Here is a 14862-nt window from a genome sequence, read left to right on the forward strand (position 1 = left end):
ACCTCTTATGAACTGCATGCAAACCCGAACGCTGAAAAAGTTACTCGCGCCCTCCCTGCTGACGCTGGCGATGTTCGCCGGCGCCACCCAGGCCGCCGCGCCACTTCGCCCGCCGCAGGGTTACTTCGCGCCGATTGAAAAAGTCAAAACCGGCGACAAGAGTGAAGGCTGCGAAGCGATGCCGACGCCCTACACCGGTGCCCTGCAATTTCGCAGCAAATACGAAGGCTCCGACAAGGCCCGTTCGACTCTGAACGAGGCATCGGAAAAAGCCTTCCGCGACACCACCGCCGACATCACCAAGATCGAGCGCAGCACCAGCAAGCAGGTGATGAAGTTCATGCGTGACGGTCGTCCGGAACAACTGGAATGCACCCTCAGCTGGTTGACTGCCTGGGCCAAGGCCGACGCGTTGATGTCCAAGGACTTCAACCACACCGGTAAGTCCATGCGCAAATGGGCATTGGGCAGCATGGCTTCGTCCTATGTCCGCCTGAAGTTCTCTGACTCGCATCCACTGGCTACCCACCAGGAAGAAGCGCGAGTGATTGAAGCCTGGTTCAGCAAAATGGCTGATCAGGTGGTCAGCGATTGGGACAACCTGCCGCTCGAGCAAACCAACAACCACTCGTACTGGGCAGCCTGGTCGGTGATGGCCACGTCGGTCGCCACCAACCGCCGCGACCTGTTCGATTGGGCCGTCAAGGAATACAAGGTCGGCGTCAATCAGGTCGACGCCCAAGGCTTCCTGCCCAACGAACTCAAGCGCCAGCAACGCGCCCTCGCCTATCACAACTATGCCCTGCCGCCACTGGCGATGATCGCCAGTTTCGCTCAGGTCAACGGTGTGGATCTGCGTCAGGAAAACAACGGTGCTTTGAAACGCCTGGGTGATCGCGTGCTTGCAGGCGTAGAAGACCCGGATGAATTCGAGGAGAAGAACGGTAAAGAGCAGGACATGACCGACCTCAAGGTCGATTCGAAATTCGCCTGGCTTGAACCGTTCTGCTCGCTCTACACCTGCACGCCGGATGTGCTGGCGCAGAAACACAAAATGCAGCCGTTCAAGACCTTCCGTCTCGGCGGGGATTTGACCAAGGTCTACGACCCGGCCAGCGAAAAGGGCAAAGGTTCCTAGGAACAATACAAAACCCTGTGGGAGCGGGCTTGCCCGCGATTGCAATCTGACATTCAGCATTGATGTCGACTGACCCACCGCTATCGCGGGCAAGCCCGCTCCCATAGGGTCGGTGTCGAGTTTGAGTTTTGTGAGTTAGCCCTCCGGTTTTCGGTGGGGGGTTTGGGGGGGCCGTTGGCCCTTGACTGTTGGTTAAACATGGAGAGATCGGGATGGTATTTTCATCCAACGTGTTCCTGTTTCTGTTCTTGCCGATCTTTCTCGGCATGTACTACTTGAGCGGAATACGCTATCGCAACTTGCTGCTGCTGATTGCCAGCTACGTGTTCTACGCCTGGTGGCGTGTGGACTTCCTTGCGCTGTTCGCAGCCGTCACGCTGTGGAACTACTGGATCGGCCTGAAAGTCGGTGCGGCAGGCGTTCGGACCAAACCGGCCCAGCGCTGGTTGCTCCTGGGCGTCGGGGTGGATCTGTGCATCCTCGGCTACTTCAAGTACGCCAACTTCGGCGTGGACAGCATCAACGCGATGATGACCTCGGTCGGTCTGTCGCCGTTCATCCTGACTCACGTGCTGTTGCCGATCGGGATCTCGTTCTACATCTTCGAGTCCATCAGCTACATCATCGACGTCTACCGTGGTGATACCCCGGCGACCCGCAACCTGATCGACTTTGCCGCATTCGTGGCGATCTTCCCGCATTTGATCGCGGGCCCCGTGTTGCGTTTCCGCGACCTGGCCGATCAGTTCAACAACCGCACCCACACCCTCGACAAGTTCTCCGAAGGTGCCACGCGGTTCATGCAGGGCTTCATCAAGAAGGTCTTCATCGCCGACACCCTGGCGGTGGTGGCCGACCATTGCTTCGCCTTGCAGAACCCGACCACGGGCGATGCCTGGCTTGGCGCCCTGGCCTACACCGCGCAGCTGTACTTCGACTTCTCCGGCTACAGCGACATGGCGATTGGTCTGGGCTTGATGATGGGTTTCCGCTTCATGGAAAACTTCAAACAGCCGTACATCAGCCAGTCGATCACCGAGTTCTGGCGTCGCTGGCACATCAGCCTGTCGACCTGGTTGCGTGACTATCTGTACATCACCCTCGGCGGTAACCGTAAAGGCACGCTGATGACCTATCGCAACCTGTTCCTGACCATGCTGCTCGGTGGTCTGTGGCACGGCGCGAACATCACCTACATCATCTGGGGTGCCTGGCACGGCATGTGGCTGGCGATCGAAAAAGCCATCGGCCTGAACACTTCGCCACGCAGCTTCAACCCGGTCCGTTGGGCCCTGACGTTCCTGCTGGTAGTGATGGGCTGGGTGATCTTCCGCGCAGAAAACCTGCACGTCGCCGGTCGCATGTACGGCGCGATGTTCAGCTTCGGCGAATGGTCGCTGTCGGAACTCAACCAGGCCAACCTCACCGGTCTGCAAGTGGCGACCCTGGTGGTGGCTTACGCAACCCTGGCGTTCTTCGGCCTGCGTGATTTCTACACCAACCAGCCGCCGGTCAAGACCAAGCCTGCGGCGAACACCGAGACCGATGGTCCTGCCGCTGCCACGCCTGGAATGATCAAAGCCGTACCGGGCGACAACCCGGGCAGCATCCACGAACCGGGTTACACCGTCGGCGTTGAAGCGACTGTGCAACCGGCCTACTGGACCGCTGACTGGTCCCGTTACGTGATGCGCGCCTTGGTACTGCTGCTGTTCATCGCCTCGATTCTCAAACTCTCGGCGCAAAGCTTCTCGCCGTTCCTTTACTTCCAGTTCTGAGGGATCTGACTATGACCCGCTCATTACGCATCTTCTACATCGCCCTGTTCCTGGTGACCTTGCTGGTCCTGGGCGTGTGGTCGGTACGCAGCTTCTTCGGCTTCAGTACCAATGCCGATGCGACCGTGCTCAACGGTCGCTGGAGCAAAGCCGTCGAAACGCACTACGACGAAGAGTTCCCGATCAAGCGCCTGGGCACCAACCTTTGGGCCGCGCTGGATTTCAAACTGTTCAACGAAGGTCGTCCGGGCGTAGTGCTCGGTCGCGATCAGTGGCTCTACAGCGATGAAGAGTTCCACCCGATCGTCAACGAAGAGTTGAACCTGCAAGGCAACTACGCGCTGGTCGAAGGCGTGCGCCAGACCTTGAAAAAGCAAGGCGTGCAACTGGTGATGGCGATTGTCCCGGCCAAGACGCGTCTGTACCCGGAACATCTGGGTGAAGTGAAGCCGGCGAGTATCCACGCCAATCTGTACAAGGATTTCCACGCTCGTGTGGCGGCCAACAAGATCCTCGCCCCTGACCTGCTCGGCCCGCTGCAAAAGGGCAAGCAAGACGGTCAGCAAGTGTTCCTGCGCACCGACACCCACTGGACTCCGGAAGGCGCGCAAATCGCTGCCCAGACCCTGGCCAAAACCATTGCCGAGAAGGCTCCGCTCAGCGGCGAACCGCAAAACTTCGTCACCGAACCTGCGGAGAAGGTGACGCACAAGGGCGACCTGCGGTTGTTCCTGCCGCTGGACCCATTGTTCGAAAACCTGATGCCGGCGCAAGAGCCTTTGCAGAAGCGCAACACCGTGGCGGCCCAGGATCAGCCTGCCGGTGATGACGCCCTGTTCGCCAACACTGAAGTGCCGGTGGCCCTGATCGGCACCAGCTACAGCGCCAACCCGAACTGGAACTTCGTCGGTGCGCTGAAAGAAGCACTGCGCAGCGACGTGGTCAATTACGCCGAAGACGGCCATGGCCCGATTCTGCCGATGCTCACTTACCTGAAAAGCGATGCTTTCAAGAACAGCCCGCCACAAGTGCTGATCTGGGAGTTTCCTGAGCGATATCTGCCTGTGAACAACGAAATCGGTGACGCCGACCCGCAGTGGGTCGCAGAGCTTAAACAAGCCGGCGCACGCCAACAAAACGTAGCTGCAAACACTAAATCCGAGACGCCCGACCGGGCGCAAAACTGAAAGAGAGGTACACCATGACTTTCACTACTACTCCTCGCCGTCTCGCCGCTCGCTCCTTAAAAGCAGTCGCTCTCGTTGCTGGCATGAGCGTGTTGTCGATGTCCGCCTTCGCCGGTGACGGCGCGCTCTACGGCCCGACCGCACCCAAAGGCTCCAGTTTCGTGCGGGTCTTCAACGCTGGTAACGCTGAAGTCAGCGCCACCGTTGGCACCACCAACCTGAGCGAAGTCGCGCCGCTGTCCAGCACCGACTTCAGCTTCATGCCGGGCGGCGATTACAGCGCCAAGGTCGGCAGCCAGACCCTGCCGGTGAAGTTGGCCGGCGACCACTATTACACCCTGGTCAACAACGCCAGCGGCGCGCCACAACTGATCGAAGAGCCGCCGTTCAAGAACAAGCAGAAATCCCTGGTTCGCGTACAGAACCTGAGCGACAAGGCCCTGACCCTGAAAACCGCCGACGGCAAGACCGAAGTGGTTCCGTCCGTAGCGGCCAAGGGCCGTGGCGAGCGTGAAATCAACCCGGTGAAAGTCAGCCTGGCCCTGTACGACGGCGCCACCAAAGTCGGTGACGTGAAACCGGTTGCCCTGGAACGTGGTGAAGCCGCGGTGCTGTACGTCACCGGCAGTGGCAGCAGCCTGTCGCCAGTGTGGGTCAAGCGCCCGGTTTCGACGCGTTGATTAATTCTCTGAATTGACGCTCCCCCTGTGGGAGCGGGCTTGCCCGCGATGCAGACGACTCGGTGAAACAGATACACCGAAGTGATGCCATCGCAGGCAAGCCAGCTCCCACAAGGGACCGAGGTGTCAATTCGGACACGGAACAAGAACAAGAGTGAAACGACAGAACGCAGTAGCTCTAACCAAATCGATTTTAAAGGAGTAACAACATGATTCCGGTGATCTTGTCAGGTGGTAGCGGCTCACGTCTTTGGCCGCTTTCGCGTAAGCAATTCCCCAAGCAATTCCTCGCCCTGACCGGCGAACACACGCTGTTCCAGCAAACCCTGGAACGCCTGGTGTTCGAAGGCATGGACACTCCGATCGTGGTCTGCAACAAGGAACACCGCTTCATCGTCAACGAGCAACTGAGTGCCCGCAACCTGGACACCCAGCGCATCCTGATGGAACCCTTCGGCCGCAACACTGCGCCGGCCGTGGCCCTGACCGCGATGATGCTGGTCAATGAAGGTCGCGACGAGTTGATGCTGGTGCTGCCGGCCGACCACGTGCTGGAAGACCAGAAAGCCCTGCAACGCGCCCTGGCCCTGGCCACTGTGGCAGCCGAGCGTGGCGAGATGGTGCTGTTCGGCGTGCCGGCGACCAAACCGGAAACCGGTTACGGCTACATCAAATCCACCAACGATGCGCTGCTGCCGGAAGGCGTCAGCCGTGTCTCGCACTTCGTCGAAAAACCTGACGTGAAACGCGCCACCGAATTCGTCCAGTCCGGTGGTTACTTCTGGAACAGCGGCATGTTCCTGTTCCGCGCCAGCCGTTTCCTCGAAGAACTGAAGAAACACGATCCGGACATCTACGACACCTGCGTACTGACGCTGGAACGTAGCGCACAGGATACCGACACCGTCGACATCGACCCCGCCACCTTCGCCTGCTGCCCGGACAATTCCATCGATTACTCGGTGATGGAAAAAACCCAGCGCGCCTGCGTAGTGCCGCTGACCGCCGGCTGGAGCGATGTCGGTTGCTGGTCGTCGCTGTGGGAAGTCAATGAAAAAGACGCCAACGGTAACGTCACCAAAGGCGACGTGGTCATCCAGGACAGCAAAAACTGCATGATCCACGGCAACGGCAAACTGGTGTCGGTGATCGGCCTGGAAAACATCGTGGTCGTCGAAACCAAGGACGCCATGATGATTGTCCACAAGGACAAGGTCCAAGGCGTGAAGCAGATGGTCAACACCCTCAATGAACAGGGCCGCAGCGAAACCCAGAACCACTGCGAAGTCTATCGTCCGTGGGGCTCCTACGACTCGGTCGACATGGGCGGCCGCTTCCAGGTCAAGCGCATCTCGGTCAAGCCGGGCGCGTGCCTGTCGCTGCAAATGCACCACCACCGCGCCGAACACTGGATCGTGGTCAGCGGCACTGCTGAAGTGACCTGCGACGAAAACGTGTTCCTGCTGACTGAAAACCAGTCGACCTACATCCCGATCGCCTCGGTTCACCGTCTGCGCAACCCGGGCAAGATTCCACTCGAGATCATCGAAGTGCAATCGGGCAGCTACCTGGGTGAAGACGATATCGAGCGGTTTGAAGATATCTACGGTCGCTCTACCCCGATCGAACGCGGCGTGTCGGTGAAAACCATCGCGCAGTGATTTGACCGGTAAAAAATAAAAAGCCCTCGCCCAGCCCGCTGCGTCCCTATCCGCAGTGGGTTGGGTGGGGGCTTTTTCTCTTGCGTCAGCCGCGAGCTGACTTGGACGTCTCATTAAGTGATTGTCGTCTTCCGGCGTAAGGCTTGGGCGCGACAAGCTCAATGAAATCCTGCTGTCGGTTCAAGGTCTCAACCACCGCTTGCGTCTGCGTCGAAACTTCAGCGACTTTCTCGAAGGTTTCCGGATCAGCGCTACCGGAACTTGCGAATTCAATTTTGATGGTCTGCATCCTGAACTCCAGTACATCGATCATCACTGGCGTCTCGTCGTAAGCCTCACTAAGCGATGTCGCGTTCAGCCCTTGCGATGCCTGGTAAAACTCCCGACCTGTCTTGATCAAACCTGGCGCTTCCGACCCCAGCTTACTGCCGACCTTTTCGACCACCTTATCAACAACTGCGGTGGTGATTTTTTTCCTCAATTGCTTTCGCCCTTCACTTGTCCGCGGGTCAACCGCCACCAGCTCAAACTTTACCGCTGCAAGACTGAATTTCTTTCTGGGTTCAACGCTCTCAATGAATGCCTTAGGGTTCATTTCGTTACCCTTGAAGTTGATCGGACGCTCCAGTTGATAGGTGTCCACCATCTTGGAAATCAAAGCATCTGCCGCCTTGGAGCCGACTTTCGCCCCGACCTTGGCCCCCAGCGTTGCGCCTCCCGGACCTACCAACCCACCCAAGGCACCGCCTGCCGCAGCACCCGCCGACGTACCGGCCGCACTGACGGCACTGCTGGCAAGTTGGGTTAGGACCCGTCTGCCCAACGCCTTGAACCGATGCTGCGCATAGACGTGATTGAGTATTGAATTCTTGAGGTCAGAAACGACGCTTCCAACCGATGAGGCCAAAGCTTGCTGCTTATCCAGGCTCTCACTCAGCTGTGAAGCCTTGGTCCTTCCCCCGCCGTCGCTATCGACATGAGTCATGGGCGAGTTACTGACCATCTGATACAGGTTCGGTCCATCAACGAACCCCTTGGGATCTGGGTTGAGCCAACGTTGCAACCACGGCACGTAATAACGCAGACCATAGTAATAAAGCCCTGTCGCGTCCCGCTCCTTGCCCGAATAACGAATGGTTTTGTAACTCGCTTCCACGACGTCCGTTCCGGCAAACCACGCGGTCTCGCCGAAGGGATAGTAGGTTTCCTGACTGATGATTCGCGCGTCATCGGCGAGTTCCAGGGTGCAAGACTTCAGGTGATCAACGAGGTTGTAACAGTATTGTTTTTTGGGCACGCCGGACGGTGGATCCGTCTCCCAGTGCCATACCCGAACGTTGTTGAGGCCCGCCTGAGCGGTGATGACTTGCAGTACTTCCCCGGTGCAACTGTCGGTACGAAGCTCCAGCCCCGGCAAGTAACGTACTTCAGCCACCACGGTGCGGGCATTGGTATTGAGTGAGCGGATTTTACGCACTCGCTGGCCACCGCCATCGTAGACATAGCACTCCCAATCATTGAACCCGGAAGCGCGTTCCACTGGGCTGACCGAGTGCAATTGGTTACGTAAATCCCACGTCAGAAACCGGCCCTGATCCAGCTCCAGTAAATTGCCCCTGGCATCGAACGCGGCAGCGATTTCTTCTTCGGTGGGTGGCACCCCGTTGCACCAGGGCCGACAGCGATTGCTGTAGCGAGCGGCCTTCAGTTCATGCCCCGGGCCTTGTGCGCCAACATGGGTCAGCTTCAACAGATTGCCGCCTTCGTCATAGCGGTAGGTCTGCCGGTAATTGCTGACCGCCGCCGGATCGACCCGTCCCATCGATGCTGGGCCCTGATTGGCACTGCCCGCCTCCCAGCCAAAGGCCTCGATCAACTGGTAGAGGCTGTCGTAGCGAAAACGACTGAGCGGCTCGATACGCTGATTGGCAAAGTAACGCACCGGCAGTGCCTTGTCTTCGATGCTGAGGACGTTGCCCATTCGGTCATATTCGTAGATCAGATGCTGCAACCATCGCGCACTCGCATCCTGCGTCCGCCGCTCCATCAATAATCCGTCTTCAGCTCGGTAAACCAGAGCGGTTTGCACAGCATTGCCGGCAGTTTCGTATGCAACTTGCCCTTGGGCGTTGTACTGGACATCCCTGACCAGTGTCTGCCAAGTCAGCCCCTGAAGTTGCAAGCGCGCCTCACGCAAGGAACCGTCAAGGGTCAAGCTGAAGGCCTGGCGGTTTTCCTTGGCGTCGATCTGTTGCAGAACATCGCCCAACGGACCGAAATTCCACTTTGAAACAGCCCCCTCCCCCGGCTCAAGCAGCTTTTGACGATCGGCTTCCAACTCCGGCCAGTCAGGCGTAACAGGGTTTTGGGTAAAGTGACGAACTTGCTTCACGCATTGGCCGGTGATCGAAAATGCCTCGAACAGCACCGTCCCGGCGGGATCATCATGACGGATCAACTGCCCGCATCGATTCTGGTCACTATGGTCGGGACCGCCATAGGCCATGCGTTCAACAAACCTTCGCGGCTCGGTTGCTCCCTGCTCGAACACTGCCACGGGACGGAGCAGGTCGTCATATTCAACTTCGCGTCGTGTACCTCGGCTGTCCCACGCCAGCAAAATCTCGTCACCCAGACCGGGCAGGCTCAGTTGCAATCCAGCATCGACGCTAATGGTACAAAGCGCATTGCCAGACAGCGAATGCACGGTCGTTGAATTGGCGGGTGCCAGAGGATCTTCATCCTGCAATGCCCAAAGCCGCGGATCCCACTGTTTTATCGAATGGCCCGCAGCATCATGGGCTGTGCGATTGATGCGTGCTTCGCTGGGCAGGTTTACGACGGCGCGCCAATAGTCCACCGAACGGATCAACAAGCCACGCGGGTCGACGACGGACAATTTTGGTGTTTTGTGGTGCATTCCCATCGTCAAGACCTGCATGCCTGTATGTCCTGTTTGCCAATCGACATCTAACCGTTCGTGGACATGCCTGGCTACTATCAGAAATGACAGTACCGACCAACGGCCATCGATCTTACTCCACGAATGTCCATTCCGGCGCCCCTTCGGTAGGATGGTGTTTATGAGTTCAAGGAGCATTCACACATGTTCATCGGCGTCCTGCTGGTCATCACCTGGCTGATCCTGCTGCTGCGCTACCCGTCCAAGGCCGTGCCGGTTTCCATGGCCGCCGCTGTCGGATTGGGCCTGGTGGCGGTGTGGGTGTTCTGGCTGGACACCCGCGAGGTCAAGCAACTGGCGCGCCTTGAGCTGCGCATCACCTACGCGCCCGAACACTGCCCGGCGGATCGCCCCTTGAAGCTGACGATGAACAACGGCAATGACGTGCCGTTGACCGAACTGCGCTGGCGCATCGCCGCTTATGCACCGGGCGATACGGTCAATCTGGCTGACAATCAATACGCCGCACCGCGCTATCGCGGCCCCGGCGAACTGCAGGCCGGCGGCAATTGGGAAGACTGCTTGCCAATGCCGCCCCTGCGCCCCGGTTATCGCCCGCAAACCCTGGAGTTTCGCGCCGAGCGTTTGCAGGGTAGTTTCTCCGACTGATCCTCCCTTTCTTCTTTTTGCACAAGGACCGCGCCATGCCCGTTGCGTTGATTACCGGTTGCTCCAGCGGCATTGGCCGCGCCCTCGCCGACGCCTTCAAAGGGGCCGGATACGAAGTCTGGGCCAGCGCCCGCAAGGCTGAAGATGTAGCCGCTCTAACCGCTGCCGGTTTCACCGCCGTGCAATTGGACGTGAACGATGGTCCGGCACTGGAGCAATTGAGTGAGCGGATCAATCAGCAGTGCGGCGGTCTTGATGTGCTGATCAACAATGCCGGTTATGGCGCCATGGGACCGCTGCTCGATGGCGGTGTGCCGGCCATGCAGCGGCAATTCGAAACCAACGTATTTGCCATCGTCGGCGTGACTCGCGCGATGTTCCCGGTGCTGCGCCGCGCCAAGGGCCTGGTGGTGAACATCGGCAGCGTGTCCGGAGTTCTGGTCACGCCGTTTGCGGGCGCCTACTGCGCCTCGAAAGCCGCGGTGCATGCCTTGAGTGATGCGTTGCGTATGGAATTGGCGCCGTTCGGCGTGCGGGTGATGGAAGTTCAGCCGGGTGCCATCGCCTCCAGCTTTGCGAAAAATGCCGGCCATGAGGCTGAGCAACTGATCACCGAGCAGTCGCCATGGTGGCCGCTGCGTGAGGGTATTCGTGCACGGGCCAAGGCGTCTCAGGACAAGCCGACGCCGGCCAGTGAATTTGCCGCCGGTTTGTTGAAGGCCGTGCAGCAGAATAAACCGCCGCGTCTGGTGCGTTTGGGTAATGGCAGCCGAGCGTTGCCGTTGATGGCGGGGTTGTTGCCCAAGGGGCTGTTGGAGTCGGGGTTGATGAAGCGGTTCGGGTTGCGCGGGCAACTTTGAGACCGGGTTGACGCCATCGCGGGCAAGCCCGCTCCCACAGGTTGCGCGGTGCTCTCTGTGGGAGCGGGCTTGCCCGCGAAGACGTCTGACCAGACGCTTAAGAATTTCAGGAATTAAACATGAGCGACTACACCGAATACTTTGACGAAGTAATCCAGGCCCACATAGCCATCGAACAATGGTTGGCCGAGGAGCGAGACGCGTCCGAGCTTGAGCAATTGCTGACGCGTTTTTCGCCGCAGTTTTCCATGATCTCGCCATTGGGCCGGGTGCTGGACTTCGAGGCGTTGAATGAATTGTTTCTTCTGGCGGGCGGGAAGAAACTCGGGTTCAGGATTGAGCTCAGCGAGTTGCGAGGGGTCGCGCTGTATGACGGTGGTGCAGTGGTGAGTTACCGCGAGCAGCAGACCGATGCGACGGGGCTGCATTCTGATCGGCGATCCTCGGTGGTGTTTGAGAAGCAGGCAGATGGCAAGGTGGTTTGGCGGCATTTGCATGAGACGTTTTGCAAGGAATGAACTGTCGCCATCTGCCTGAGAGACCGAGTCGCTCCATTCGCGAGCAAGCCCGCTCCCACATTTGATCTTCAGTGAACACAGAATATGTGCACAAAGTAGATCAAGTGTGGGAGCGGGCTTGCTCGCGAAGCAGACGACTCGGTCTGTCAGTTACCCCTCGACAGCCTGTTTCACCACAACGGTACAAGTAATCCCCGCCGCCAACAGCACGCCCTCTGGCACTTCATCAATGTGTATCCGCACCGGCACCCGCTGCGCCAGGCGCACCCAGTTGAAGGTCGGGTTCACGTCGGCGATCAGCTCGCGGCTTTGCGGGTTGTCGCGGTCATAGATGCCGCGAGAAATGCTTTCCACATGGCCCTTGAGTACTTCGCCGCTCATCAATTGCATGTCGGCTTTATCGCCCACGCGCACGTGGGGCAATTTGGTTTCTTCGAAGAAGCCATAAACCCAGAATGAGTTCATATCGACCACGGCCATTTTCGCTTCGCCGATGCGCGCGTAGTCGCCACGATGAACGTTGAGGTTAGTGACATAGCCGTCCACCGCAGCGCGTACTTCGGTGCGCTTGAGGTTGAGTTCGGCAGCTTCCAATTGCGCCTGGGCGTGCTGGTAATCGGCCAGAGCCGAGTCGGCGATGTTGCTGGCGTCGTCGCGGTTTTCCCTCGAGATCACCAGGTTGTCGAGGTCGGCGCGGCGATGGGCGTTGACCTTGCGCATCTCCCATGTGGCTTTGCGCGAGGCCACCAGCGACTGCGCCTGTTTCACCGCGATGCGGTAATGCTCGGGGTCGATGCGCATCAGCAAATCGCCCTTCTTCACTCGCTGGTTGTCGCGCACCGGCACGTCCACCACTTCACCGGTAACGTCGGCGGCAACGTTGATGATGTCGGCGCGCACCCGGCCGTCGCGGGTCCAGGGGGTGTTCATGTACTGCACCCACAAGGTCCGGCCGATCCACAGGGCAAGGGCCAACACCAGCAGGGTCGCGAGCAGGCTGAAAAGCTTTTTCATCACGGTGTTCTCAACGGTAAACAGTCAGCGCCAAGGCGCCGAACAGACAGGTAAATAGACTCAGGCGCAGCAGCGCCGGGTGCCAGAAAAAGCGGTACAAATCAAACCCGGAGAGGAACCGGTCCAGCGCCCAGGCCAGCGCCGCCGCAATGAAAAACATCAGGGTCATGGTCGGCATGTACACGCCGTGGAAGGCGATTTCACGAGGCATGTTCAAGTCCTTGGGGCTTGGCAGTGGCGATGACATTTATGTAGTCCGCGAGCGGCGATTGCGGATCGAGCAGCGAGGTGCGGATGAAGTGCAGGTAGCTTTTCACCCGGCGCAAGGCAGAGGTATCGAAGTGCGGCGCGAAGGGTTCGTCGGTGGCCTGCACGCAACTGATTGCGTGGTCGACCGCGACCAGAGCACGCTCCAGATTGCTCCGGTTCGGTTGCAGAAACAGTCGCACCAGCGACCGCCCCATCACCCGGATTGACTGGCGCCACGGCTGGGATTCGGCGTAGGCCGGGTGCACCGGCAGAATTGCCTGTTCCTTGCGCAACTCGATGATCGCGTGGCCGACTTCCAGCACCACGAACATCCAGCGCAGCAAGTCCCGTTGCACCTGCGGCTGTCCCGCTGCGAGGCCGTAGGCCTGATGCAAAAGATCACGTGTGCGGCTTTCGAAACTCGATGCCAAACCCTTGAGTTTTCCGCTGATGGCGTACACCACTTGTCCGCGCAAATCCTGCTCCAACCTTCGCCATAACCAGCGACTGTTGGGCGGCAGAATGATCGCCCCGGCCGCCGCGCACACCAGCATGCCCATGATCATCGCGATGTAGTCGTTGATGAAGGCGTAAGGGTTGTAAACCGTGAGGTTGTCCGGCACCGAACCGGTGGTGAAGAAGATCAGCAATCCCAGGCCAACCCCGGCGTATTGCGGCCGTGAAGTCAGGAACGCCCCGACCACGATCACCGGCGCGAGCATCACGCACAGCAATGGAAAACCGTCGATCCAGGGGAAGATGAAGAACATCTCGACGAAGCCGATCAGCGCCCCGAGCAACGTCCCGCAGGCCATCTGAAATGCCATGCGCTTGGGGTTCGGTGTTGCCGCTGAAAGGCCGACGGTGGCAGCAGCGATCAGGGTCATGGTCGCCCCGCTCGGCCACGCGGTGGCCACCCAATAACTGCCGAGCACCACGAGGATGAATGCTGCGCGAATGCCCGATGCCGCCGAGGCCAGCCAGTTGGTTTGCAGAGTGAAGGGCTCGTCCCAACGTTCCCGTTCGTGGCTGTGATCGGCCAGGGATGCGTGGGTCTGTGCATAACTGTGCAGGTCGTCGACGAAGCGATAAAGCAGCTCGTAGGCGGTGTGAAAATCCAGCTGCTCGGCGTCGCTCGGATCACTCTCCTGAAAGGTCGCCCGCAGACTGCGGACCCGCGCCGGCAAGTTTTCCTTATAGGTCGCCAAAGCGGTGGCCAGGCGTGCAGCGTCGGGGCTGGTCAAAGCGCGACCGCTGAAACCGTCGAGCACTTCGGCCAAGTCCTGTAACCCCGGTTTGATCGCTGCGACAACGTGATCGGTGCCGCTGCTGCGTAGGCGTTCAAGCAACTGATGCAGCGCATTGAAGCGCGTGGTGATGCCCATGAATTCGCTGTTCAAACGACTGAGCCGCCCGTTGCGCCGACGCATGTGCGGGTCTTCGAACACCGTGACGCTGCGCAGCCCTTCCAGGCCTACCGCCTCGGCGATAAACCGCACGTTGTTCGCTTCGAACGCCTCGCGTCGGCTGCGACCGCGCAAGTCATCGGTGACGAACAGGGCAAACACACCGAAGCGCTGATACAAGGCATTGCGCATCGCGGCGCTGGCGGTTTGCGGCAGGATCGCGGCGCTCACCAGTGTCGAGCAGAGAATCCCCAAGGAAATTTCCAGCACACGCCAGACTGCCGCCATGAACGCCCCGTCGGGATGAGCCAATGCAGGCAGCCCGACCATCGCCGCCGTATAACCGGCGAGCACAAACCCGTAGGCGCGGAAGTTGCGATAACGCGCCGCGCCGGCCGAGCAGAGGCCGACCCAGATCGCCAGCGAGCCGAGGAACAGTTCGGTGTTCTGCGCAAACAAGGCAATCAACGCGACCATCACCGCCGACCCGGCCAACGTGCCGAGGAAGCGATAGAAACTCTTGGCGAACACTTGGCCGCTTTGCGGTTGCATGACGATGAATACGGTGATCATCGCGGTGCGTGGTTGCGGCAACTCCAGACGCATGGCCAGCCACAGGGTCAGGAACGCCGCGAACAGCACCTTGAAAATGTACACCCAGGTCACGCCATCGCTGCGTGCCCAGTCGAAGAAGCCCCGGCGCCATTCAAGGGAATACAGCCAGCGCAAAGGTGCGGGCAAGGGAGTCATGGAATTTTGCTCATTGAGATTCGGTTAAGACGCAGAACCTGTGGGAGCGG

General features: G+C 59.3%; 12 protein-coding genes. 8 read left to right on the top strand and 4 right to left on the bottom strand.

What is annotated here, in order from left to right:
• Nucleotides 1-7: 7 nt before the first annotated feature.
• The 5 genes from F6R97_RS09765 (at nucleotide 8) to F6R97_RS09785 (ending at nucleotide 6444) form a co-directional block, all read left to right on the top strand.
• Nucleotides 8-1138 carry a mannuronate-specific alginate lyase gene (locus F6R97_RS09765; protein WP_038979042.1) on the top strand — a complete coding sequence of 377 codons (1131 nt, stop codon included), beginning with the start codon at nucleotides 8-10 and terminating at the stop codon, nucleotides 1136-1138.
• A 212-nt stretch (nucleotides 1139-1350) separates the two neighbouring features.
• Entirely contained in the window at nucleotides 1351-2916 is a 1566-nt protein-coding gene (locus tag F6R97_RS09770; RefSeq protein ID WP_038979041.1) for an MBOAT family O-acyltransferase, read from the top strand.
• An 11-nt stretch (nucleotides 2917-2927) separates the two neighbouring features.
• Nucleotides 2928-4103 (top strand): alginate O-acetyltransferase, encoded by a 1176-nt coding sequence (locus F6R97_RS09775; RefSeq protein WP_038979040.1) that lies wholly within the window; start codon nucleotides 2928-2930, stop codon nucleotides 4101-4103.
• A gap of 14 nt (nucleotides 4104-4117) precedes the next feature.
• Nucleotides 4118-4783, top strand: a complete 666-nt coding sequence (locus tag F6R97_RS09780) for an alginate O-acetyltransferase AlgF (protein ID WP_038979039.1) — start codon at nucleotides 4118-4120, stop codon at nucleotides 4781-4783.
• A gap of 209 nt (nucleotides 4784-4992) precedes the next feature.
• On the top strand, nucleotides 4993-6444 hold the full coding sequence (locus F6R97_RS09785) for a mannose-1-phosphate guanylyltransferase/mannose-6-phosphate isomerase (RefSeq protein ID WP_038979038.1): 1452 nt from the start codon (nucleotides 4993-4995) through the stop codon (nucleotides 6442-6444).
• An 85-nt stretch (nucleotides 6445-6529) separates the two neighbouring features.
• Here F6R97_RS09785 and F6R97_RS09790 read toward each other — a convergent pair whose 3' ends face one another.
• On the bottom strand, nucleotides 6530-9370 hold the full coding sequence (locus tag F6R97_RS09790; protein ID WP_315866522.1) for an RHS repeat-associated core domain-containing protein: 2841 nt from the start codon (nucleotides 9368-9370) through the stop codon (nucleotides 6530-6532).
• Nucleotides 9371-9550: 180 nt separating this feature from the next.
• On the opposite strand from F6R97_RS09790, the gene F6R97_RS09795 reads away from it, so the two are divergent.
• From F6R97_RS09795 to F6R97_RS09805, 3 genes are all read left to right on the top strand, one after another.
• Nucleotides 9551-10015, top strand: a complete 465-nt coding sequence (locus F6R97_RS09795) for a hypothetical protein (protein ID WP_008070465.1) — start codon at nucleotides 9551-9553, stop codon at nucleotides 10013-10015.
• A 35-nt stretch (nucleotides 10016-10050) separates the two neighbouring features.
• On the top strand, nucleotides 10051-10875 hold the full coding sequence (locus tag F6R97_RS09800; RefSeq protein WP_038979037.1) for an SDR family oxidoreductase: 825 nt from the start codon (nucleotides 10051-10053) through the stop codon (nucleotides 10873-10875).
• A gap of 119 nt (nucleotides 10876-10994) precedes the next feature.
• Nucleotides 10995-11393, top strand: coding sequence for a DUF4440 domain-containing protein (locus tag F6R97_RS09805; protein ID WP_315866451.1), 399 nt, complete (start codon nucleotides 10995-10997; stop codon nucleotides 11391-11393).
• A gap of 150 nt (nucleotides 11394-11543) precedes the next feature.
• Here F6R97_RS09805 and F6R97_RS09810 read toward each other — a convergent pair whose 3' ends face one another.
• Genes F6R97_RS09810 through F6R97_RS09820 form a run of 3 tightly spaced genes read right to left on the bottom strand, consistent with a single transcriptional unit; the run spans nucleotide 11544 to nucleotide 14812 of the window.
• On the bottom strand, nucleotides 11544-12407 hold the full coding sequence (locus tag F6R97_RS09810; RefSeq protein ID WP_050681487.1) for an HlyD family secretion protein: 864 nt from the start codon (nucleotides 12405-12407) through the stop codon (nucleotides 11544-11546).
• Nucleotides 12408-12417: 10 nt separating this feature from the next.
• A complete protein-coding gene (locus F6R97_RS09815) occupies nucleotides 12418-12618 on the bottom strand; it encodes a DUF1656 domain-containing protein (RefSeq protein ID WP_007896379.1) in 201 nt (66 codons plus the stop codon).
• Complete coding sequence (locus F6R97_RS09820; RefSeq protein ID WP_315866452.1) at nucleotides 12608-14812, bottom strand: FUSC family protein; 2205 nt, start codon at nucleotides 14810-14812, stop codon at nucleotides 12608-12610. The genes F6R97_RS09815 and F6R97_RS09820 overlap by 11 nt, the downstream gene beginning before the upstream one ends.
• Between the last annotated feature and the right edge of the window lie 50 nt (nucleotides 14813-14862).

The sequence above is a fragment of the Pseudomonas sp. JV414 genome (assembly GCF_032424305.1).
Taxonomy (GTDB): domain Bacteria; phylum Pseudomonadota; class Gammaproteobacteria; order Pseudomonadales; family Pseudomonadaceae; genus Aquipseudomonas; species Aquipseudomonas lini.